The sequence below is a fragment of the Streptococcus sp. 27098_8_75 genome (assembly GCF_041432475.1).
Classification (GTDB): Bacteria; Bacillota; Bacilli; order Lactobacillales; family Streptococcaceae; genus Streptococcus; species Streptococcus gordonii.
Genome location: NZ_JAPVZR010000003.1, coordinates 178032 through 201027 on the forward strand (window position 1 = coordinate 178032; position 22996 = coordinate 201027).

Below are 22996 nucleotides of genomic sequence, written 5' to 3' on the forward strand. Positions count from 1 at the left end.
AGAAAAGAAATGGCAAATCAAACAGTTGGAATCCTTGGCTTGGGGATTTTTGGACAGAGTATCATTGAGGCCTTGATTTCTCAGGATGTAGAAATCATTGCAATTGATAATCACGAAGAGACAATCAATCAGTATGAAGACATGATTGCCGTCGGTGTGATCGGGGACATTACTGATATGGAGCTTTTGGAGGCCGCAGACGTCGGTTCCTGTGATACGGTCGTCGTGGCGACGGGAGAAAGTCTGGAATCCAGCGTCCTAGCGGTCATGCACTGCAAGGCATTGGGCGTAAAAAATGTCATTGCCAAGGTCAAGGATGAAGTGACCCAGCAGGTGTTGGAAAAGGTGGGAGCTGATTTGGTTATCCTGCCTGAAGTGGAGGCTGGTATTTCATTGGCTAAGACCATTCTCTTTAACCATTCGATTGAGGTCTTCCAGCTGGATGACGATGTAGTTGTGGCTGAGTTTGAGCTGCCCGCTAGCTGGGTTGGGAAAACGGTCCGTGAAGTAGATGCTCGTAGATTGTATCATCTTAATATTATCGGCTATCGTCTGACAAAAAATCAGCCTTTGGAAAGCCAGTTTACTCCAGACTTTGTCTGGCCAGCAGGAGTCAGCATTATGGCTGTGACTGATAACCAGCATTTGGACGATTTACGTGAAATAGTGAAGTAGTAGCTAGGATAGGTCCTCTTCGCTGGAAAGTCCTATTGGCACTTTCTAGTAATTCGGCACCTTACTATCATTTCAGAAAAATAAATACATAAGAGCTCTTTCAGGGCTCTTTTTTGAAACCAGTTGTAAAATTTGTTATACTATCACTAGAAAAGGAGTGATTTTATGAGCTTAACCAGCCAGATCATTACAGCAGATTTTCCGGATTTGGATAAGGTAGAAGACTTGAATAATGAAGCTTTCCCAGAAGAGGAAAGGATACCGCTCAGTGAATTTTTACGATATGAGGAACAGGAAGATGCTAATTTTTTCGCCTTTTATCATGAAAAGGAATTTGTTGGTTTTGCCTTTGCTATCTCCAACTCGCAAGCCTTTTATGTTAGTTTCTTTGCGATTATGCCTCACCTGCGCAGCCATGGCTATGGCGGTGAAATCATCGAAAAACTGGTCAATTTTTATCAGCGAACCATGATTTTAGAAATCGAGCGTCTGGATGAGCCATGTGACAATCTTGCGCAGCGTCAGGCTCGCTGGGATTTCTATCACAGCAAAGGCTTCCGCTCAGCTAATGCCTTTCTGGAATATGAGGATCTTAGCTTTGAAATCCTTTATCGAGGGAATTCTTTTGATGAAGAAGCCTACCGAGACATTTTCCGCCGAATTCAGGAGGAGAATTATTTCGACTTTGAAATCAAACATAGACGTTTCAGCGATTATTAAAAGGAAATTCTCTGGAGCTCAATTGCGATTTTGAGCAATAAAAGATTGCTTTGTTTTTACTAAATGGAGGATAAAATGAGACTCTGGCATCAAGCACTGATTCCCAAGCTTCCCCGTCCGCAACTACTTGGTCAGCATCGGGAATGCTGCGTCTTCGTGGCAATGGCTGGGGCAAGAAACATGCGACCGTTGACTATGTTTTTACGCACTCTTCTTACTTGCTTTATCGCTACCATGAGCTGATTATGGAGGAGATGAGCAAGCGAGGTTATCGTGTGTCTCCAGAATGGCTGGAGCGGGACTATCGTGGCAAGACTTGTCCAGCTTATGTGCATCTGGAAGAAATGGCTGTGGCGAGCCCTATTTACCCCGAGCATGACGCAGCTTACTATGAGGAATGCCTGCAAAATCTCAAAGAAAAAGGCATTGACTTATAAGCTTTTCCGCTTTCTGAGCCAGCTGCCTGCCTTGAGAAAAAGCCAGCAAAATGATACAATAAAACGAATAGTAAAAAGATTAACTGGAGTAAAAATGAATTATTTTAATGTTGGTAAAATCGTCAATACCCAAGGTTTGCAAGGGGAGATGCGGGTTTTGTCGGTGACAGATTTTGCAGAAGAGCGTTTTAAAAAAGGCAATACCCTTGCCCTATTTGACAAGAAAGATCAATTTGTCATGGATGTGGAGATTGCTAGCCATCGCAAGGTCAAAAACTTTGATATTATCAAGTTTAAGGGCATGTACCATATCAATGATATTGAGAAATTTCGTGATTTTAGCCTGAAAGTGGCTGAAGAGGATTTGTCAGATTTAGAAGATGGAGAATTTTACTACCATGAAATCATCGGACTTGAAGTTTATGAAAATGATGTTCTTCTTGGTACAATTAAGGAAATTCTGCAACCAGGAGCCAATGATGTCTGGGTTGTCAAGCGTAAAGGCAAGCGCGACTTGCTGCTGCCTTATATTCCGCCAGTGGTGCTGGGGATTGACATTGAGCAAGGTCGGGTTGATGTAGAGATACCGGAAGGATTGGACGATGAAAATTGATATTTTGACTCTCTTTCCGGAGATGTTTGCGCCCTTGGAACACTCTATCGTCGGTAAAGCTCGGGAAAAAGGCCTCTTAGAAATCAATTATCACAATTTCCGAGAAAAGGCTGAAAAATCCCGGCATGTAGACGACGAGCCATACGGCGGAGGCCAGGGTATGCTGCTACGGGCCCAACCTATTTTTGATGCCTATGATGCCATTGAAAAAAAGCAACCGCGTGTGATTTTGCTAGATCCTGCTGGTCGGACTTTTGACCAAGCCTATGCTGAGGAACTGGCTAAGGAAGAGGAACTCATCTTCATTTGTGGCCATTACGAAGGCTATGATGAGCGGATTAAGACTTTAGTGACTGACGAGATTTCACTTGGTGATTATGTCCTTACTGGTGGAGAATTAGCGGCTATGACCATGATTGACGCTACTGTTCGCCTGATTCCAGAGGTTATCGGCAAGGAAGCCAGTCATACAGATGACAGTTTTTCGTCTGGGCTCTTGGAGTATCCTCAGTACACTCGGCCCTATGAATATCGGGGTATGGTCGTTCCGGAAGTCCTCATGAGCGGCCATCATGAAAACATCCGCAAGTGGCGTCTCTATGAAAGTCTGAAAAAGACTTATCTAAGACGGCCTGATCTCTTGGAAGATTATGATTTCACAGAAGAAGAAACAGCATTTTTGGATCAAATAAAAGAATCTTTAGAAAGAGAAAATCTTTAAGAATAGTTTAAGATGCCTATTCTATACTATACCCATCAAATAAAAACTCCTAATTTTATTTGATAGTATCCTAATCTTTTTCATAATAATCTCCCCAAAAGTCACCATCGGTGGCTTTTTTGTTGTCATAAGGTTTCTTAGAAAAGACAAATATCTTTAAAATTATGAAAAAAATACTTGACAGGATAGACCAAAAAGCGTAATATGTTAACTGGTTAATAAACCAGTTAAGAAAAAAGCTGTTTTTAAGACATGTTTTAGTGTTTTAGAAATAGCTATTCATTTGACTAATTATTGAACTGGTTAAGGAGTTTTATGAAAATTAAAAGAATACTTCGTTTAATAGCTCTTGTGATAGTAGGGATCTCACTTGTAGCTTGCACAAAAAAGGAATCGAGTCCACCTCAGAGTCATAAGGGGCTCAAAATTGTGACAAGTTTTTATCCTATCTATTCTATGGTGAAGGAAGTTTCGGGTGACTTGAATGATGTCCGAATGATCCAATCAAGTTCTGGGATTCATGAATTCGAACCATCTGCCAGTGATGTGGCAGCTATTTATGACGCTGATATTTTTGTTTACCACTCAAGAACGTTAGAATCTTGGGCGGGTAGTCTAGACCCGAGCTTAGAAAAGTCTAAGGTTCAAGTGGTTGAAGCTAGTGAAGGTATGCAGTTAGAAAAGGTAGCTGGCCTAGAAGATGTTTCTGCTGATAAGGGAATTGATGAAAAGACTCTTTATGATCCTCATACTTGGTTAGATCCTGACAAAGTAGCTGAAGAGGCACAATTAATTGCTCGACACTTATCTAAGTTAGACAGTAAGAATGCTACAAAATATGAGAAAAATGCCTTGAAGTTTGCTGAAAAGGCTAAAGAACTTAGTAAGAAGTATCAAGGAGTTTTTAATGGAATTAAGAATAAGACTTTTGTTACGCAACACACAGCCTTTTCTTATCTGGCCAAGCGTTTTGGTTTGAAGCAGCTTGGGATTTCTGGTATTTCTCCTGACCAAGAGCCCAGTTCAAGACAATTAACTGAAATTCAGGATTTTATTAAGACTTATCAAGTAAAGACCATTTTTGTAGAAAGCAATGCTTCTTCTAAATTGGCAGAAACTCTAAAGAAGGCGACAGGTGTCAATCTTAAGGTATTAAATCCTTTGGAAGCCGACCCTGAAAATGATAAGTCCTATCTGGAGAATTTGGAAGATAACTTTAAAATATTAGCTAAAGAATTAAAAAATTGAGGTTTAGAATGAAAAAGAAATATATCATTGGTTCAGTTGCGGCCTTAGCGACTCTAACAATATGTGGATATGCTATTATGCAACATCAATCAGAACAGACAGAATCAAAAAATAAGGTCGCTTATGTAGAGAAAAAAGCAAATAGTAAACAAAATAGCAAAGCTAGAAAGGCTGAAAACCTAAAACCTGACCAGGTTAGTGCTAAAGAAGGTATTGCAGCAGAGCAGATTGTCGTTAAAATCACTGCAGAGGGCTATGTTACTTCTCACGGTGATCACTATCATTACTATAACGGGAAAGTCCCATTTGATGCGATTCTTAGTGAAGAATTGATTATGCGTGATCCCAATTATCAGCTGCAAGAAGCTGATATTGTCAATCAGGTAAAAGACGGTTATATTATTAAAGTAGCTGGGAAGTATTATTTATACTTGACGAATGCTAAAGAAACAACTAATGTTCGGTCAGTCGATGAAATTGCTCGACAACGTCAGCTTCATCCTGGTAAGGAAGACGAAGCTGGAGTCGAAACGGATGGTAAATCAAGTCAAAATCAATCCAGAAAGACGCAGGACTTTAGTCGCCCAAGTGCTTCGTTTGCTGCTGGGAAAAGAAGTACTTCACCTGTGAATACTGCATCACAGAATAGAGGGGGAGCTTATACGACGGACGATGGTTATGTTTTTAGTCCTTCTGACATTATTTCGGACACGGGTGATGGCTATTTGGTTCCTCATGCTGGTCACATTCATTATATTCCAAAGGGAGACTTATCAGCTGGTGAATTAGCTGCTGCTCAAGCTTATTGGAACTATTTGCAAGGCAGAAATCAACAGGCTTCTTCGACTGATAAACCATCTGGAGAAGAAAATTCGAATCTTGCAAACAATCCTTCTCAAGACCAGAACACTGGCCATATAGCAAATTCTAATCATCAAGCAAATCACGATCCAGCTCCTGTTCCAAGTCAGCCTTCCAAGCCAAATCAAACTGGAGGAGTAGGATTAGTCACTAAACCGAGCGATCAAGGAACTGAGGTTAGCAAAAACTATCAGGACGAATTGCAGAAGCTTTACAGCATGCCTAAAGAAAAACGTTATGCTGAAAAAGATGGCCTGATTTTTGATCCTGCAAAAATTGCCCATAGGACAGCTGAGGGAGTGGCTATTCCTCACGGGAACCATTATCACTTTATTCCATATAGTAGCTTGTCATCTCTAGAAGAAGAGATTGCAAGAAATATTCCAATAGCTGGTCAAAAGACTTACCCTAAGACAGCAGTAAATACACCTACTCAGCCTTCTAAGCCTAGTGAACCAACAAAACCAGTTGAAAAAGATGACCACGGTTTCCACGCTGAAAATGTCATCTCAAAAGATGAGGAAGGATACGTTGTTCAACATGGTGGTCATGCTCACTACTTCTTTAAAAAGGATTTGACAGCAGACCAAATTGCAGCGGCTGAAGCACAGTTGATGAAGCAACAACATTCAGCGCAAGCAAGTCAAGAGAAATCTGATTATGATCGTTTTTCTCGTGATGCGAGCGATGAAGAAAAGATGGCCTATATCTCTAAAACATATGGAGTTCCTCGTGAAGCCATTAAGATTTCCAAAGGTTTCTTCGTCTTTAATAATCCAGATCAGGCTTATGATCCAACCCATATCCATCCATATGCTGTTAGAAAAGAACATGTCCGTATTCCTTTAGAAACTGGAAATCCTGAGTTAGACTTCTTAAACGAACTCTACACAACGGCTCTTCGTTCAGGTTTGTCACCATACAGCATTCAAGTCGAAAACGGTCAGTTTGTCATTCCTCATGGAGATCACAATCATTACATACGAGTTCAATCTAAAGGGGTTAACTTAGGCTTGAAGAATAAATTGCCTGCTTTACAATCAGCATATCAGGCCGGAGCTTATAGTGAAAAGGCAGTTTTAGAGAAAGTAGACTCACTGCTAGCTGCTAGTCGAACAATCTACGCAAATGATCTCTTGATGCAACGTCGAATTGAGCTTGCTTTAGGGAATTTTGTAGAAACCATGAAGCAGTTACCGAGCAACTCAACGGCTGGTTATTTAGCAAGTTTAGAGCAGTTTGATAAGCATTATATCCATGTGGATAAAAATGCCCAGACTGAGCAACTGACAGAAGTAGATAAGAAGTATCAGGAATTGGTTGATAAGATCAAACGCTTGGAAACAGATAGCTACAATGTTAATAAAGCTTCCTTACTAAGCGACTTGCAAATGGCAAAGGTTGCAAAAAATGAAGATAAGATGAAAGAAATTGATCAGCTTCTGACAAGTCTTCAAGATTATCAAGACCGGACAGGTATGACCTCTGTCGAATATCTTAAGACCTTCTACCTTGCTGTAGATGATGCTCGTCTGCAACCGGAACTACGTAAAAAAGTTGCTGATTTAGCTATGAAACTTTATAAGTCGCAAGCCTTTATAGAGGCTGTGGATTTGAAAGCTTTATTCTTGGATCTCTATCAAACCAAACTAGAAGTTGATAAGGCTCTTGCGAGTGGAGAGGCAAGTCAGGCTAAAGATAAAACTATTCTAGATACCGAAAAAACGGATGATCAGAACTACAAAACAGCCATTTACGGTTTCTTAAAAGAACTTTATGGTGAATTTGCGCCACAGCCAAAAGTAGAAATTCCTGATGCAACCTTCCAAGCACTCTTCCTGCAAGGACAAACACTTTTAGATAAGGTTAAAGATTCTACTAGTCAAGAAAACTACAAGAATCAATTATTGGCTCTTCAAGCTGATCTTAAAGAAGGACGTAAAGATCGGGAGACCATCTTGGAAGAGCTTAAGTTACTCTTGTCTCAAATGGTTGATACTATTAAAAATCAGCAAGAAGAAACGAATCCAAAAGATCAAGAACTGTATAAGAAAATTTATGCTTTACTGATGGCGGCCCATAAGCTACTTGAAGAGCAAAATGCATCAGATGAATTATTTACTAAAGTAGATACTTTATTTGATAAGCTTGCAGATAGCAAAGTCAATAAAGAAGAGTTGCTTGCCGAAGTTCAATCGTTTATTGAAGGGCTTCAAAATCAAGGGAAGGTAGAAAAACCAGTTTCTGATACAGCTAAATCAGAAGAAAAAGAATCTGAAACTGTAAAGCCTACTGAAACTCCAACTGATAGTTCATCCAATCAGACATCTAGTGAACTTAAAGATTCTGCTGGTTCATCAAGCGAAAGTTCTAGTACAACAGAAGCAGCTAGTCCTGCTTTAGAGCCAAAGGAACAAGGAAGCGAGGCTACTCAAGAAGAGCCAGCTCAGTCTTCTGAACAGGCATCCACGACAAATGAAGTAAGCAACTAATAAAGAAAAGGTTTATTCTGAGAAGATTCTGTAATATGTTAATAAGATTACCTAGGATTTATCAGACGAAATCTCATTCATAAAAGCCTAATCAAATTAGAAGAATAAAAAAAAGAACAAGCTAATTTTGAAAAGATTAGCTTGTTCTTTTTTATGTTCATGAGAGGTTTATTTTTCTTGATAAGAGACGATACCGATAATGGTATCGACAGCATGTTCCATGGTTTCTAGGCTGACATACTCAAAGCGTCCGTGCATATTTTCGCCACCGGCAAAGAGGTTAGGTGTCGGGATGCCCATAAAGGAAATTTTTGAGCCATCAGTTCCGCCACGGATGGGCTCGATAATAGGCCGGATGTCAAGACTTTCCATAACTGCCTTAGCGATAGTGATTGGTGTCATGTCTTTTTCAATGACCTGCTTCATGTTGTAATATTGGTCTTTGAGGGTCAAGTTGATACGCTCGCTGCCCAGCTCTAGGTTCATCTTATCAGCAATGGTCCGCATAGTAGCTTTGCGATTTTCAAACGCATTTGTCTCAAAGTCACGAATAATGTAGCTAGCTTGAGCTTCTTCGACAGTACCAGTCAGATTCATCAGGTGGTAGAAGCCTTGGTAGCCCTCGGTCTTCTCTGGTCGGTCGGCTTCTGGTAGCTGGTTGTGGAAGTCAATAGCCAGCTGGAGAGCATTGACCATCTGGTTTTTAGCAGTTCCTGGATGGACATTGCGGCCTTGGAAGGTCAGTTCGGCTCCAGCAGCGCTAAAGGTCTCGTACTGGAGTTCGCCTAGAGGTCCGCCATCTACTGTGTAGGCAAAGTCCACATCGAAGTCTTCAGCGTCAAACTTATCAGCTCCGATACCGATTTCCTCGTCTGGGCCAAATCCCACTCGGATTTCTCCATGCTTGATCTCTGGATGGGCAGACAGGTATTCGATAGCAGTCATGATTTCAGCAATACCAGACTTATCATCTGCTCCCAAAAGGGTGGTTCCGTCAGTCGTAATCAGGGTTTGCCCCTTGTATTTATGAAGACTAGCAAAGTCCGCAGGATCTAAGTTGAAGCCAGATTGTCCCAGCGAAATCACTCCGCCATCATAATTCTCAATGACCTGTGGCTGGATGTTTTCTGCGTTGAAGTCCGCCGTATCCATGTGGGAAATAAAGCCAATCTTGCGGGTAAAGCTGGGGTCGTTGGCAGGCAGAGTTCCAATCGCAAAGCCGTTGGGCAGGTAGTAGACATTTTCCAAGCCAACCCGCTTCATTTCAGGAATGAGGACATTGTTAGCAAAGTCCACCTGACTCTGGGTGCTGGGTGTAGTAGTAGATGTCTCGTCTGAGCGCGTGTTGACCTTGACATATGTCAAGAAACGCTCTAAAAGATTAGGGTATTTCATAAAATCTCTTCTTTCATTTTGATTTAAATCTATTTTAGCATATTGATATGTTTCTGACAAAGTAGAAAAGAATAGAAAAGTCATACTTATTTTGACTGATATCATGTTATAATAGCAGAGAGCTTTAGAAAATGAGGGAAATATGACTAAAAAAGCTATTTTGATGATGACCTTTGGTTCACCAGAAGGTTATACTTTTGAAGACGTTGCTGCATTTTTTACTAATATTCGTCGAGGTGTGCGTCCTACAGACCAAGAAATTCAGCATCTTTATGATAACTATCAGCTAATTGGTGGCAGTCCTTTACAAGAAATTACAAGAGAAGAAGTTGAGCTGGTCAGACAAGCTTTAGCAGGCGAATATGCAGTTTATTTTGCGAATAAATTCTCATCCCCCTTCATCCCAGACCTTATTCGTCAAATGGAGTTAGATGACATTGAAGAATGTATCTGTCTGATTTTGGAACCACATTATTCTTTTTACTCGGTTATGGGATATGAAAAGTTCATCCACAGTGAGAAAATCCGTTTTAATATTATCAAGGACTGGTACCGTTCAGAAGATTTGTTAAACTTTTGGGTAGATGAAATTAGGAAGATTATCGATAAACAAGTTAAGGGTGAAAGCTTTAAAGTTGTTTTCTCAGCACATAGTGTACCACTATTAGCTCTAGATTTTGAAGATCCTTATATTGACCAAATTGTTGACAATGCACAGATAATTGCAGAACGCTTGGGACTATCTTCTTTTGAATATACTAATACTTGGCAAAGTGAAAGTGATATCGGCCTTCCTTGGATCAAACCAGATGTCTTAGAATATCTTCGTGATCAGACTGTCCATCCTAAACACTATATTTTTGTTCCGATTAGTTTTATCAGTGAGCATATAGAAGTTCTTTTTGATAATGATGTAGAATGTCAAGAATTGTGTCAAGAACTTGGTGTGGCTTATCATCGTCCACCAATGCCTAATGCAGACCCTCGTTTGATTGCTGCAATCGTGGCGACCATTCGTAAGCATGAAGGAGATGATTTTCAGTATCTCTATCCAGAACAAACGACTTTTGATGAACTGGCTCCTTCTGAGACAAGCTCTAAGATATTAAAAGAAATTGATGAGCCTCAAATGCCTGAATTTGTAAAAAAACTAATTGAAAAAAAGGGAATTGAAAACGTAAAAATGCCCTATTTTATTAAGAAAATGCTAGAAAAAAGGGGAAGAATCAATCATTAAAAATGAATGTATGTTATTCTATTTATTGTTAAATAATGAATTTTATCCTCTTGAAGAGGTGAAATGCAAGTTTAGAAGGAGTCTATATGTCTTTTAAAAGAGTTTTATTTTTGATTTTAGGAGTTTTTGCTGTTTATCATGCTTTTGTAACTCCATTACCTGCTGATTCAGATGTTTCTTATAGGATGGGGGCTCTCGCAGCTAATGTGTTACTTCCGGTCTTATTATTCTATTTTGCTTTTAAAAAAGAAAAGCCTAAAAAAGACAAAAATAAAGAATAATTCAACCGAAGTGATCTATGGATAGTCAAGAAGCTTGGAACTTATTGTATTTTTAACTATATTTGACTAAAAAGCTCTCTGAGAATTTTTCTCAGAGAGCTTTTGCTATGATTAGTATACAAGTTTAAAGTAATCATTTAAGATGAAAGATGGTTACATGGTAAAGACAATAGCGATGTATTGAAAGGCAGAGGCAGCAAGAATAAAGAGATGCCAAATCATATGAAAATAGGGCTTTTTCTTGGCATAAAATCCTGCTCCAATGGTATAGCAAAGACCTCCAGCAAGCATCAATCCCCAGAAAAGCGGGCTTGTTTGGCTAATAATTGGTGGGATAATAAAGACAACCAGCCAGCCCATCATAAGATAAAGAGCTAGACTAAATTTTTCATTGACCTTTTTGGCAAAAATTTTGTAGAGAATACCAAAAATCGTCGTTCCCCACTGGATTAGAATAATCAAATAACCCAACCAGTTATTCATTAAAGCCAAGACAACTGGAGTATAGCTGCCCGCAATGGCAATATAAATCATACTATGATCTATGATACGTAGGATATATTTATGAGTTGAGCCATAAGACATGGAGTGGTAGATTGTAGATGAAAGAAACATAAGAAAGAGGCTGATGACAAAAATGGAGACACCAATAGCTGATAGTAAGCCATGGACTTCATAGCTATAGATAGCTGATAAGGGAAGTAGGATAAGTGTAAGGACAGAGCCTACCGCATGGGTAACAGCATTTGCCACTTCCTCACCAAAACTCAAACGTTTACTTAATTTCATGGTTAGATTCATTTGCATGTGCTCCTTTCAATTCTAGAGATAATTGTCTGGTCTGATGGTAGAGTTTGACTGTCTGACAAGCAGATGAAACAAGAGGATGGATTTCTATATCAGTCTCTTCATTCATATAGCCAACAAATTGATTGTAAAAGAGTTCGGAACTCTCTTGGTTTTTCACTAGATATTCAACAGTCTCAATAATATCTTGAATAGGAAATACTGGTTTTAGCGTTGTGAGAATAATTAGCCGAGCAATTTGTGTGCGATTGTATTTCTTCTTGATTGGTTTTTGAATGTGAGCATGCTTCACATAATTATTAATCATCGCTGCTGTTAAGACTTTTTCCTGTCCTGGAAAAGCCTTTTGATTGACAGAGTTAACGTAGAGCAGGACCTGGTCTAAATATAAATCAAGATCAGGTAATTCTTGCCAGAGGGGAAAGGATATCATAAAATATCAACCTTTCTATAATCTAGTATTGATAACTAGATTATATGATATAAAATATAATTAGTCAAGAATAAATCGTAAGGATAGTCAAGAAAATACAAGTTTTGTTATAATGAATCTATGAAAATTTTAATTCCAACAGCAAAAGAACTAAATACTCAAGTCGCTCAGATTGAGCCAGAAAGTCTGTCAGAAAAGACGAAATTAATTATTCAGGCTTTGAGTCAGTATTCAGTGACTGACTTAGCCCAGCTATATCAGATTCGGCCAGAGAAAGCAGAAGAGGAATACCAACGTATTCAGGAGCTTCAAAATGAAACTGCACCAACCTATCCTGCTCTCTATCTTTTTGACGGTCTTATGTACCGAAACATTAAGCGTAAAAATCTGACCAAGGAAGAAGAGCAGTATATCAAAAATCATCTCTTGATTACCTCTAGCTTGTATGGAGTGATTCCTGCCTTGGCACCGATTGCTCCGCATCGTTTGGACTTCATGACAAAACTCAAGGTCAAAAAACAATCATTGAAAAGGCTATGGACAGAGACCTATGGTCAAGCTGTTGCAGATCAAGAAATTCTGCTTTCGCTCTTGTCCAGTGAGTTTGAGGAGGTCTTTCCTAAAGAGATGAGAGATAAGATGATCCGCTTCAAATTCATGGAAGAAAAAGATGGAAAACGGAAAATTCATTCGACTATCTCCAAAAAGGCGCGTGGCCAATTTTTGAGTTATTTGATTGAGAATCACATTACCAAACTATCTGATATTAAACAGAGTTCTTTTTCTGGATTTAAGTTTCAAGAAAATCTTTCACAAGAAAGAGAATTTGTTTTTGTAAAGAAAGTAGATGGATAAAACTTTACAAAAAAAATGAAATTATTTATAATCAATTGAGGAAAACGATTGCAAGATATGATCTTGTTTTTTAAAATGGAGGTTAAGAAATGCAAGGAAAAAGTCGGACATCCATCACAATGAAAGATGTAGCTAGTCGTGCTGGTGTTAGTGTCGGAACAGTTTCGCGCGTTATTAACAACGAGAAAGGTATCAAAAAAGTCACACTAAAAAAGGTACAAGAAGCAATTGAAGAGTTGAATTATATTCCAGATAATTATGCGCGGGGGCTAAAGACCAATAAAAGTAATAATATTGCTCTTATAATCCCGACAATTTGGCACCCATTTTTTTCAGAATTAGCCTACTACGTTGAAAAAGAATTACTTAAAAATCAATATAAACTATTCATTTGTAATGCTGATGGCGATGTCAAAAATGAGATTGAGTACATTCAAATGTTAGAGAAAAACAAAGTAGATGGTATTATTGCTGTAACTTATTCAGATATTGATAAGTATGTTTCAAGCAGTTTGCCTTTTGTAAGTTTTGATCGACATTTTTCTGAGAATGTCTCCTATGTGACTTCAGAGAATTATAAAGGGGGACAGATGGCAGCGGAAGAGTTGCTTAATCGAGGTTCTAAACAGCTCGCTTATATTGGAAGTACTAATATCCATGAGAATGAAACTAAACAGCGTGAATTAGGTTTTTGTGAAAAGTTGATGAGTATGGGACATTCTGTTTTAAAATTAGATATGTCAGAACCACTTGTTGAACCTGAAAAACAGATTGAGGAATTTATACTTGAACATTCGACAATCGATGGCATTTTTACTATTAATGACTTTATGGCTATTAAAGTTATGAAAGTAATGGAGAAATTTGGGAAAAAAGCTCCACAAGATTATCAGATTATTGGTTTTGATGGTTTGAGAAATGCTGCGGATCAAACTTATTTACTGTCAACAATTGCACAACCTCTGGATAAGATTGCCCAAGCTTCTGTCAAATTATTGTTGCAACTCATTTCTAAAGAAAAAGCTGTGTTATCAAGGGTTTTAATACCAGTCTATTTTGCAGAAGGTGGTACTACAAAAAAAATACAGAAATCACTTGACAAAAAATGAAAGCGGTTGTATAATGAAACCATAAAAATGAAACGTTTCAAAAATATAAAGGTTTAATATAAACCTTTATATAAAACAAATAAAAATGAAACGTTTCAAAAAGGAGGAAAATATGCGTAAAGGCGTAATTCTATCAATGGTTGCTGCTCTATCACTAGGGCTTCTTGCTGGATGTAGTGGAGGTTCATCTAGTAAGACTTCTAAAGAAGCAGCATCAAAAGATGACGTGAAAGTTTGGGTCCAATTTTCTGATGAGACTGCAGAAGGGAAGGCTTGGGAACAAGTAGTCCAAAACTTTAATAAGAAGTATAAAGGAAAATACAAAGTTGTAACTGAGTATATTCCGCGTAGCGGAAGTGGCGGTGGATATGAAGATAAAGTTAACGCAGCGATTACAACAAATAGTTTACCTGATGTGATTACGCTTGATGGTCCGAATACAGCAGCATATGCTAAATCAAAGGTTATTACTCCATTAGATGATTATTTGAAAGATAATAATATGGGGGATGTGCTTGACAGTATCAAACAACAAGGGACTTACGATGGTAAATTCTATGCATTTGGTTACTCAGAATCAAACGTAGGAATTTATTATAATAAAAAAATGTTTAAAGAAGCTGGAATTGATGAATCAAGTTTACCAACTTTGAAAAAGCCTTGGACTTGGGATGAATTCAAAGCGGTTAGTAAAAAGCTAAAAGATCACTTTAAAGAAGCTGCTATTGATTTCCGTTTGAACTCAAATGATGAAATGCTTCCTTATGCATATATGCCATTGATTTGGTCAAATGGTGGCAGTGTAGTAAATGAAGATGGAACAAAAGCGGAAGGGTACTTTAACTCCAAAGAAAGTACACAAGCTGTTCAATTTATCCAAGATCTAGTAAAAGAAGGATATACAACTGTTAGTCCAGTTGAAAAAGGATTTGAAACTGGACAGTATCCAATGGTGTTAAGTGGTTCGTGGACAATTGCTGATTTGCAAACCAACTATAAAGATATTGATTTCGGTATTTTGCCATATCCTGTGTCAAACAAGACTAAGAAATTGGTATCACCTTCAGGAAGCTGGCAATTAGCAGTTACAACTAAGTCTAACAAAAAAGATGCAGCTGCTGAGTTTGTTAAATTTGCAACGAATACTGAATCAAGCGAAATTCTAAGCCTTGGAAATAGTGTGTTGCCAATCCGTAAATCAACTATTGAAAATATCAAAGACAAAGTTTCTGAACCAATGCGTTTCTTGATGGAACAAAACGCAGCTACTGCGCATGCACGTCCCGTTGTAGTAGCCTATCCGCAAGTATCACGTTCATTCCAACAAGCTATGCAAGACATCAGCTACTATGAAGAAAATCCAGATGTTCAAAAAGTGCTTGATTCACGTGCCAAAGAGATGCAAACGGCTATTGATGATAGTTTGAAAAAATAGATGACAATAAAACTGGGTGGGACGAAACGTCAAATATGAAGTTGGTCTCAGCCAGTTTTTGTTTAGCGAATATGCAGATAAGTATGTCAATTTTTTAATGTTCCATTTTTACATTAATTTATTATGATTTTACTTTATTATCATATCTTGGAGGAATTTAACATGAACCAGAAAAAGAGTTTAAAATTAAAAGAAAATCTTTTAGGATATGGTTTTTTATCGCCAGCTTTAATCCTGCTTTTGATTTTCCTGGTTATTCCAGTCTGTATGGTTGTTTATTATGCTTTTACAGATTACTATTTATTGACACCAGACGACAGAAAATTTATTGGTTTAGAAAATTTTATTCGTTTGTTTAAAGATCCAATTTTCTTAAAGAGTGTTGTTAATACGGCACAATTTGTTGTATGGATTATTCCTATTCAGCTTGGTGCGGCGCTAGGTATGGCTTTGATTGTCAATAAAAAACGAAAAGGAAATATGTTTTTTAAGGTAGCTTTCTTTGCTCCAGTTGTAATGTCACTAGTTGTTATTTCAATTTTATGGCTTTATCTATTGAATCCAAATAATGGTCTTTTGAATGCCTTGTTGAATAAAATTGGAATTGCGTCTCAGCCATTCTTGAGGAGTCCAAAGCAAGCCATGTATGCGATTGTCTTTGTATCAGCTTGGCAAGGTGCAGGTTATCAAATGCTCCTTTTCCTTGGCGGTATGCAAAATATTCCACAAGATGTTTATGAAGCGGCAGAATTAGATGGTTTTACTAAATGGGAACAATTCCGTTACATTACGATGCCACTTTTGAAACCAACCGCTTTGTTTGTCCTGTTGACAACCTTGATTTCTGCTTTCAAACTCATTGTACAGCCAATGGTTATGACTCAGGGTGGTCCGATGAACTCGACTATTACCATGGTTTATTATATTTACCAACAAGGGTTCACGGATCGATTAGTTGGATATTCAAGTTCAATTGCCCTGGTATTTACAACATTGATTGGTATGATTAGCTTAGTCCAAAGACGTGTATTGAAGGAGGACAACTAGAATGAAACGTAGAAAATTTTTTAGACCAACGACTATTCTGGAATATGTCCTCTTAACACTCTTAGCTGCTCTCTTTCTTTTTCCAATGATTTGGATGGTGGTTTCCTCTATGAAGCCAGAAGCTGATGTTTACAAGAATTTGACAGGTTGGCAGGCTTTCTTACCAAGCCTAAATCCAGCAAATTGGTTTAAGCCTTATCAAGAAGTTTTAGAGCGTTTTAGCATCCTTACCTATATCGGAAATAGTATTTTCTATGCTGGAACTTTTGCTATAGGATCTATCATCGTTAACTCTTTAGCAGGTTTTGCCTTTGCTAAAATTAACTTTTCTGGAAAAAAATTTTTATTTGGTATCCTTTTGGCTTTGTTGATTATTCCAATGGAAACGATGTTGATTCCTCAGTTTACCATTATTAACGCACTAGGGTTGGTTAATAATCGCTTAGCTGTTATTATACCTGGTTTAGCAAGTGTTTTTAATATTTATCTATTTAGAAATTTTTTTATTGCTATTCCTGAAGAAATCATCGAATCAGCTCGGATGGATGGCGCAAGTATTTTACGGATATTCTTCCGTATTATGCTACCCATGTCTAAACCTGCAGTAGCAACAGTAGGAGTCTTGTCTTTTATTTCTAGCTGGAATGATTATATTTGGCCACTCATGGTTTTGACGGATTCATCAAAATTCTCTCTCCAAGTTGCGATTACAACCATTAATACAACTCAACCTGTCTATATCAACCAAGTAATGGCTGTCTTAACGATTTCAACAATCCCATTGATCTTGGTTTATATTGTCGCTCAAAAATACATTATTCAAGGTTTGGGTGGTTCAGGGACAGGTATTAAGTAGGTGACTTTATGAAAGAAAAGATTGAACAAGCAAATCGATATATCAAAGAAAATCGTCATCGAGTTAATCATTGCTATCGAGGCAAGTTTCATTTGTTGCCCCCAATTGGTTGGATGAATGATCCAAATGGTTTTGTTTACTATAAGAACGAGTATCATCTCTTTTATCAATTTTACCCATATGATAGTGTTTGGGGTCCTATGCATTGGGGACATGCTAAATCAAAAGATTTGATTCACTGGGAGGAATTACCAGTAGCTTTGGCTCCGAGTGAAGCCTATGATAGAAATGGTTGTTTCTCGGGAAGTGCCATTGTGATAGATGATAAGTTAGTTCTTATCTATACTGGTCATGTTGAAGAAGGAAATGTGCGTACAGAGACTCAATGTATGGCAGTTTCACATGATGGTATTCATTTTGAAAAATATGCCGGAAATCCAGTTATTGGAGAAAATCATATAAAGGGAATTGCGGATATTGCAGATTTTCGTGACCCGAAAATAATGAAAAATGGCAACCACTATTATACTGTTGTCGCTTCTAAAACTGCGGATGCTCGAGGACAGATCCTCTTATTTGAATCGGAAGATTGCTTTAATTGGAAATTTAAGTCTGTATTATTGGAAGGAAAACCCGATCAAGGAATCATGTGGGAATGTCCAGATCTTTTTGAATTGGATGGAAAGTGGGTTCTTATTATGTCTCCAATTGAGATGGAACGTAAGGACAACCAATATTGGAATTTAAATTCTACTCTTGCATTCATTGGAGAGGTTGACTGGAAATCAGGTAATTTTCAAGTGGAAAATTTTCACGAAATAGATGGCGGTTTGGATTTTTATGCTCCACAGACCTGTGTTAATGATATAGGGGAACGCTATCTAGTAGCTTGGCAACAGATGTGGCATCGAAATATTCCCACACATGATTTAAATCACGGATGGGCTGGTATGATGACCATTCCTCGTAAATTATCCATTAAGAATAATCTTTTGTATCAAGAGATTCCTGAGACATTAACAAGCCAACTAACTATACAAGAGAGATTTTCAGGTCAAGTGGACCAATCAGAATTGATCTTCTCCAGTGCTGTTAAACAACAACAGTACCTAATACTAGAGCTTGAAAAACCAGAAGATTTTGAATTGCTATATGCAAGAAATGCCACAAATCAGCAGGTAGTGAAAATCTCCTATAATGCAGGCAAACAGGTCTTATCTTTGGGACGTGAACGGCTGGGTTATAAGATTATTGGAAAAGAAGAACCTTATGAGGATATTCGTCATCTGAATATATTGGATGCTCCTAAGTCGTTAACCTTGGAAATTCTTCGAGATATTAATTCAATCGAGCTTTTTGTAAATGGACAAACAATGTCTATGACGTTTTATGAAAAAGAATTTGGGACTGATATTGTCTTAACAAATGCTGATAAATTGAATATAAAAACGTTAGAATTTTATGATATAGATTGAGCGAGACTGATTATTTTGCCCCCTATTTGAACTAGTTTGAGTAGACCAAGTTTGGTTACTTAAACTGGTTTTTATTGTTGGTTAAATAGGAAAAACACTGAGATTGGCATCCCAGTGTTTTTAAATCATTGGAGTTATAATTTCTAATCGATAGCAGTAAGAAGAGCGTCTGCTTGTGTAGCGAGACTTGAAAGAGTTTCTTGACTTGCGATAAATTTACCATCTACCCAAGCAGAATCATTGACTTGAGCTGAGGTGAATTCGCCCACAGCAGTTGTCCGAATAAATGGCAGTAAGTCTTTATAGATAGAAAACATTGGTTCTTGTCCTGCATTCGCAACTGAAGAGACAGTCACAACCTTCTCGTTAATAGCAGACGCGCCACGAGGATCAGAAAGATCAAGTGAACGAGAGAGCCAGTCTAACAGGTTTTTCACTGAACCAGGAATAGAGAAGTTGTAAACTGGTGAGAAAATCCAGATAGCGTCTGCAGCTTGGACTTCTTCGCGGACCTTAGCAACAGCTGAAGGCGTTGATTGTTCCAAATCTTGACTAAAGATTGGAACTTGAGACCAATCAAGATAAGACACGTCAGCTTTACCAGCCAAAACTTTTTCAGCTTCTTGAGCCAGTTGGTTGTTAAAAGAACCTTGACGAAGGGATCCAACGATAAATAGTACTTTAGACATTATGAGTCCTCCATATTTTTTAATCAAAGAGGGTTAGGCCTCTTGTTACCGATTATGTTACAACAAATATTACTAATTAGCAATTATTTAGCTCAGATTCTTATATTTTTTTAAAATAGAAATGAGAGTCTCTTTGTCTTCGTCTGATAAAATTCCAAGCGCTTCCTTTACACACAGGATATGTTGAGGGAAAATTTCTTCGATTAAGTCTTGACCTTTTTGGCTCAATTCAATCAGATAAGAACGGCGATCATTTGGATCGCTAGTCCGAGAAATCAAGCCGTCACGAACCATATTTTTGATGACGACAGTCATATTTCCAGAGGTCGCAAGCATATGGTCTATCAGATCTTGGATTCGCATTCTTCCCTTACTATAGAGAGTTTCCAGAACAGAAAACTGAGTAGGGGTTAGTTTGTTTTCTTTGATGACTCTTTGTTCAATGGAGCGTATGGTCCGCTCAGCCTTCCTAAAAACAATCATGGTTTTAAGGTCTAGTTTATTTTCTTCTAATAATTCTTCTAGTGTTCTCATAGCCATATTTTATCAATAAATAGTATTAAAATCAATGTGAAAAAGATAGAAATATAGATAGAATTATAGTATAATGGACGAGTGAAAAATAGAAGAAAAAGAAATAAAAAAATCCTTATATGGCAGTACGTCATTGGAATAGGTATTCTTTTAACGGTACTTGCCTTTTCTCTGCTAAATCTATTTAATTTATCAATGGAGCCTTATCGGGCCGCTCGTTCTAATTCCATTGAGTTGGCACGCAAGTATGCAGGAGTCAGTAAAGTTGATAGCTTTGCCATTTTTAATGGGGACAAGACCTATTACAGCTTGCTAGGTGAAACGGATCAAGAGAAGAAAAAAGCCATCCTGATTGAGAAGGGTTCTGATAAAATTTTTGTTTATGAACTCAGTGAGGGAACTAGCAAAAGGCAGGCTGAAAAGATTGCAAAGAAAAACGGAGCTGATGTGATTGACAAAGTGACTTTTGGTTATTTGAACGGCCGACCAATTTGGGAAGTCAAATCTGGAAAGAGTTACTATATTGTCGATTTTGAAAAAAGGAAATTGCTGAGCAAGGAGGGGCTATGAAATTATCTAATCGTGTTTTAAAAATGGAAGAAAGTGTGACTTTGGCTGCAGCAGCTAGAGCCAAAGCTTTAAAGGCTGAAGGCAGAGATATTCTGTCGCTAACTCTTGGAGAGCCGGATTTTCCGACTCCTAAAAACATTCAGCAAGCAGCTGTGGCAGCTATTGAAGATGGAAAAGCTAGTTTCTATACAGTGGCTAGTGGTCTTCCAGAGTTAAAAGAAGCTATTGTTCAATACTTTGCCAACTATTATGGTTATGAAATCAAGCCGAATCAAGTGACGGTGGCAACAGGAGCTAAGTTCTCCCTCTACACCTTCTTTATGAGTGTTCTTGATCCAGGTGATGAAGCAATTATTCCTACGCCTTATTGGGTCAGCTACGGCGATCAAATTCAGATGGCTGAAGGAATTCCTGTTTTTGTTCAAGCTACTGAAGAGAACGACTTTAAGATAACTGTAGAACAATTGGAAGCTGTTCGAACTGACAAGACCAAGGTCTTAGTTCTGAATTCACCATCCAATCCGACGGGGATGATTTATACAGCCGAGGAACTTTTGGCTATTGGAAACTGGGCTGTGGAGCATGACGTTCTGATTTTGGCAGATGACATCTATGGACGTCTGGTTTATAACGGTAATAAATTTACGCCAATTTCTAGTCTATCAGAGGCTATCCGCAAGCAAACAGTGGTTATCAATGGCGTTTCTAAGAGTTATTCCATGACTGGCTGGCGGATTGGCTATGCTGTTGGTGAACCAGAAATCATAGCTGCTATGAGCAAGGTTGCAGGCCAAACCACTTCCAATCCAACGACAGTTGCCCAGTATGCTGCTATTGAAGCCTTGACAGGTAGTCAGGAGACTGTTGAAATTATGCGTCAGGCCTTTGAAGAGCGTCTCAATACCATCTACCCACTTCTAGCTCAAGTACCAGGTTTTGAGGTCATTAAGCCTCAAGGAGCCTTCTATCTCTTCCCTAATGTCAAAAAAGCTATGGAGATGAAAGGTTATACAGATGTGACAGCCTTTACCACAGCTATTTTGGAAGAAGTTGGTGTGGCTTTGGTGACTGGCGCAGGATTTGGTGCTCCAGAAAATGTCCGTCTCAGCTATGCGACTGATCTGGAAACACTTAAAGGAGCTGTTCAACGCCTGCAGCAATTTATGGAGCGCTAAAGCATGAGGAGAATCTCCTGTTTTGCAATGTTGGCAGTCAGTTTGGTTTGCTTGACCGCTTGTTCTTTTGTTCATTCAGAGCAGAGGTGGACCACTGTTTCTCAGTCTAAGGAGGGAGACCCCTTTTATAGGTTACAAGTGTCTGGAAAAATGTACCAGATTCTATACAATGACAATGGTTCAGCTAGAAAAACCTGGCATTTAGATAATTATAATCCACTTGAAAATCTTGAGTGCCATACTCTTAATCAAGAAGAGATAAAAGGGTTAGACGGGGCGACAGCCAAGAGGGAACTGTCTGGTCAAGGTTCGGCTAACTTTACTATGGTTTATGAACATTATTCAGGTAGTCAAAAAGAAATAAATTATTATCAAGTTGGAATAACTGCCGACAAGAATGGACAAATCAAACCTTCAGAAAGCAGTATGGTCTTAGTTAAGACTGAAAAGGTTGATTCTAAGTAAACATATAAATGAAAAGCAATTATATTTTTAAAATAGAGGATGGGCTTAAAGCCTGTCCTTTTTGCTTTTCTTCGACTCTAGCTGGTAAGAGGTTGTTTAAAGTGATAAAATGATTCTGAAAGCGTTTGTTCTAGGGCTTCCTTATGGAGTAGCTCAGAGTCAAGACATATAGCCTTAATATGAGTTAAAGTGTATCTAATATATGTTTTGATTTCTATTAGAAAGGAATGTGGCATGAAACGTAGTTTGATATTTTTAAACCTAATAATATGTTTGCTCCTATTGACGGCTTGTTCTTTCCTTAATGCTGAGCAAGGGTGGACAACTATTTCTGAATCAAAGTCTGGCGAACCTACTTATAGCTTACAAGCCAAGGGTAGACAGTACCGGATCTTTTTTGAAGAAAATGCATCAACCCGAATGGATTGGTACTTGAACGATTATCAACCAGGGTTAGAGTTAAAGTTACGAACTTTAAACAGCGAGCATTTGAAAAATTCTGTCGGTGGACCTTCAGAGCAGGAACTTTCTGGGAAGGGATATGCAGACTTTACTATGGTTTATGAGACTCGTTATAACCCTCAGATTGAGCGGACTTATTTTAAGGTACATATTGAAGTCAATGATAAGGGAGAGGTAAATACTAAGAAAAGTAGTATGGTTTATGAAAAGTCTGAGAAGCTTGAAAATAAGAAAGGAGACTGATTTTCCAAACAGCTGTTTTCTTTTTCTGATTTCTTATAGAATAGTATTTTCGGAAAAAGATAGCTTTTTAAAGAATTTTAAATTTTCGTCTCTTCAAGGATAGCTATTGCAATCGCTTTATGGTAAAATATAGAACAGATGTCCAAAAGATTTGTCTTGAA

At 38.2% G+C, this 22996-nt stretch carries 23 protein-coding genes and 1 pseudogene; 19 read left to right on the forward strand and 5 right to left on the reverse strand.

Annotated elements, in window-relative coordinates; genetic code table 11:
- The first annotated feature begins 9 nt into the window (after window positions 1-9).
- The 7 genes and pseudogenes from O3640_RS06305 (at window position 10) to O3640_RS06335 (ending at window position 7767) form a co-directional block, all read left to right on the forward strand.
- Window positions 10-675: a TrkA family potassium uptake protein gene (locus O3640_RS06305; protein WP_223349935.1), complete on the forward strand. Its 666-nt coding sequence runs from the start codon at window positions 10-12 to the stop codon at window positions 673-675.
- A 165-nt stretch (window positions 676-840) separates the two neighbouring features.
- On the forward strand, window positions 841-1395 hold the full coding sequence (locus O3640_RS06310) for a GNAT family N-acetyltransferase (protein ID WP_223349936.1): 555 nt from the start codon (window positions 841-843) through the stop codon (window positions 1393-1395).
- 75 nt (window positions 1396-1470) lie between these two features.
- Window positions 1471-1832, forward strand: a pseudogene (locus O3640_RS06315) (TIGR02328 family protein).
- A gap of 94 nt (window positions 1833-1926) precedes the next feature.
- Window positions 1927-2445 carry a ribosome maturation factor RimM gene (rimM, locus tag O3640_RS06320; RefSeq protein WP_223349937.1) on the forward strand — a complete coding sequence of 173 codons (519 nt, stop codon included), beginning with the start codon at window positions 1927-1929 and terminating at the stop codon, window positions 2443-2445.
- On the forward strand, window positions 2435-3166 hold the full coding sequence (gene trmD / locus O3640_RS06325) for a tRNA (guanosine(37)-N1)-methyltransferase TrmD (protein WP_061582924.1): 732 nt from the start codon (window positions 2435-2437) through the stop codon (window positions 3164-3166). The genes rimM and trmD overlap by 11 nt, the downstream gene beginning before the upstream one ends.
- A gap of 315 nt (window positions 3167-3481) precedes the next feature.
- Complete coding sequence (locus O3640_RS06330; protein WP_227221352.1) at window positions 3482-4414, forward strand: metal ABC transporter solute-binding protein, Zn/Mn family; 933 nt, start codon at window positions 3482-3484, stop codon at window positions 4412-4414.
- 8 nt (window positions 4415-4422) lie between these two features.
- Window positions 4423-7767 carry a pneumococcal-type histidine triad protein gene (locus O3640_RS06335; RefSeq protein WP_227221351.1) on the forward strand — a complete coding sequence of 1115 codons (3345 nt, stop codon included), beginning with the start codon at window positions 4423-4425 and terminating at the stop codon, window positions 7765-7767.
- 168 nt (window positions 7768-7935) lie between these two features.
- Here the strand turns inward: O3640_RS06335 and pepT are convergent, their stop codons facing one another.
- Entirely contained in the window at window positions 7936-9162 is a 1227-nt protein-coding gene (gene pepT / locus O3640_RS06340) for a peptidase T (RefSeq protein ID WP_227221350.1), read from the reverse strand.
- Between the two features lie 142 nt (window positions 9163-9304).
- On the opposite strand from pepT, the gene hemH reads away from it, so the two are divergent.
- Window positions 9305-10399 (forward strand): ferrochelatase, encoded by a 1095-nt coding sequence (gene hemH, locus O3640_RS06345; RefSeq protein WP_048775834.1) that lies wholly within the window; start codon window positions 9305-9307, stop codon window positions 10397-10399.
- Between the two features lie 86 nt (window positions 10400-10485).
- Window positions 10486-10680, forward strand: coding sequence for a hypothetical protein (locus O3640_RS06350; protein ID WP_045635253.1), 195 nt, complete (start codon window positions 10486-10488; stop codon window positions 10678-10680).
- A 153-nt stretch (window positions 10681-10833) separates the two neighbouring features.
- Here the strand turns inward: O3640_RS06350 and O3640_RS06355 are convergent, their stop codons facing one another.
- Window positions 10834-11481, reverse strand: a complete 648-nt coding sequence (locus O3640_RS06355; RefSeq protein ID WP_012000697.1) for a hemolysin III family protein — start codon at window positions 11479-11481, stop codon at window positions 10834-10836.
- The gene (locus tag O3640_RS06360) at window positions 11456-11920 is read right to left on the reverse strand and encodes a DUF1836 domain-containing protein (protein WP_053794563.1); all 465 of its coding nucleotides are present in this window, start codon (window positions 11918-11920) and stop codon (window positions 11456-11458) included. Before O3640_RS06360 ends, O3640_RS06355 begins: the two co-directional genes overlap by 26 nt.
- Window positions 11921-12040: 120 nt before the next feature.
- Between O3640_RS06360 and yaaA the strand changes: the two genes are divergently transcribed.
- The 6 genes from yaaA to O3640_RS06390 all read left to right on the forward strand — a co-directional run bounded on the left by yaaA (window position 12041) and on the right by O3640_RS06390 (window position 18697).
- Complete coding sequence (gene yaaA, locus O3640_RS06365; RefSeq protein WP_223343902.1) at window positions 12041-12775, forward strand: peroxide stress protein YaaA; 735 nt, start codon at window positions 12041-12043, stop codon at window positions 12773-12775.
- A gap of 89 nt (window positions 12776-12864) precedes the next feature.
- Window positions 12865-13884 carry a LacI family DNA-binding transcriptional regulator gene (locus O3640_RS06370; RefSeq protein ID WP_223349940.1) on the forward strand — a complete coding sequence of 340 codons (1020 nt, stop codon included), beginning with the start codon at window positions 12865-12867 and terminating at the stop codon, window positions 13882-13884.
- 112 nt (window positions 13885-13996) lie between these two features.
- On the forward strand, window positions 13997-15319 hold the full coding sequence (locus tag O3640_RS06375; RefSeq protein ID WP_012000694.1) for a sugar ABC transporter substrate-binding protein: 1323 nt from the start codon (window positions 13997-13999) through the stop codon (window positions 15317-15319).
- A 162-nt stretch (window positions 15320-15481) separates the two neighbouring features.
- Window positions 15482-16366: a carbohydrate ABC transporter permease gene (locus O3640_RS06380; RefSeq protein WP_008809241.1), complete on the forward strand. Its 885-nt coding sequence runs from the start codon at window positions 15482-15484 to the stop codon at window positions 16364-16366.
- 1 nt (window position 16367) lies between these two features.
- Window positions 16368-17222, forward strand: coding sequence for a carbohydrate ABC transporter permease (locus tag O3640_RS06385; protein WP_223349941.1), 855 nt, complete (start codon window positions 16368-16370; stop codon window positions 17220-17222).
- Between the two features lie 8 nt (window positions 17223-17230).
- Window positions 17231-18697, forward strand: coding sequence for a glycoside hydrolase family 32 protein (locus O3640_RS06390; protein ID WP_223349942.1), 1467 nt, complete (start codon window positions 17231-17233; stop codon window positions 18695-18697).
- Window positions 18698-18840: 143 nt separating this feature from the next.
- Here O3640_RS06390 and O3640_RS06395 read toward each other — a convergent pair whose 3' ends face one another.
- Window positions 18841-19389, reverse strand: a complete 549-nt coding sequence (locus O3640_RS06395) for an NADPH-dependent FMN reductase (RefSeq protein ID WP_223352187.1) — start codon at window positions 19387-19389, stop codon at window positions 18841-18843.
- An 84-nt stretch (window positions 19390-19473) separates the two neighbouring features.
- Complete coding sequence (locus tag O3640_RS06400) at window positions 19474-19920, reverse strand: MarR family winged helix-turn-helix transcriptional regulator (protein ID WP_223349986.1); 447 nt, start codon at window positions 19918-19920, stop codon at window positions 19474-19476.
- 81 nt (window positions 19921-20001) lie between these two features.
- Between O3640_RS06400 and O3640_RS06405 the strand changes: the two genes are divergently transcribed.
- The 4 genes from O3640_RS06405 to O3640_RS06420 all read left to right on the forward strand — a co-directional run bounded on the left by O3640_RS06405 (window position 20002) and on the right by O3640_RS06420 (window position 22835).
- Window positions 20002-20490, forward strand: coding sequence for a DUF5590 domain-containing protein (locus O3640_RS06405; protein ID WP_223349943.1), 489 nt, complete (start codon window positions 20002-20004; stop codon window positions 20488-20490).
- Window positions 20487-21665 (forward strand): pyridoxal phosphate-dependent aminotransferase, encoded by a 1179-nt coding sequence (locus O3640_RS06410; RefSeq protein WP_008809235.1) that lies wholly within the window; start codon window positions 20487-20489, stop codon window positions 21663-21665. The genes O3640_RS06405 and O3640_RS06410 overlap by 4 nt, the downstream gene beginning before the upstream one ends.
- A gap of 150 nt (window positions 21666-21815) precedes the next feature.
- On the forward strand, window positions 21816-22130 hold the full coding sequence (locus tag O3640_RS06415) for a hypothetical protein (protein ID WP_227955607.1): 315 nt from the start codon (window positions 21816-21818) through the stop codon (window positions 22128-22130).
- A 234-nt stretch (window positions 22131-22364) separates the two neighbouring features.
- A complete protein-coding gene (locus O3640_RS06420; RefSeq protein ID WP_125376784.1) occupies window positions 22365-22835 on the forward strand; it encodes a hypothetical protein in 471 nt (156 codons plus the stop codon).
- Window positions 22836-22996: the final 161 nt, after the last annotated feature.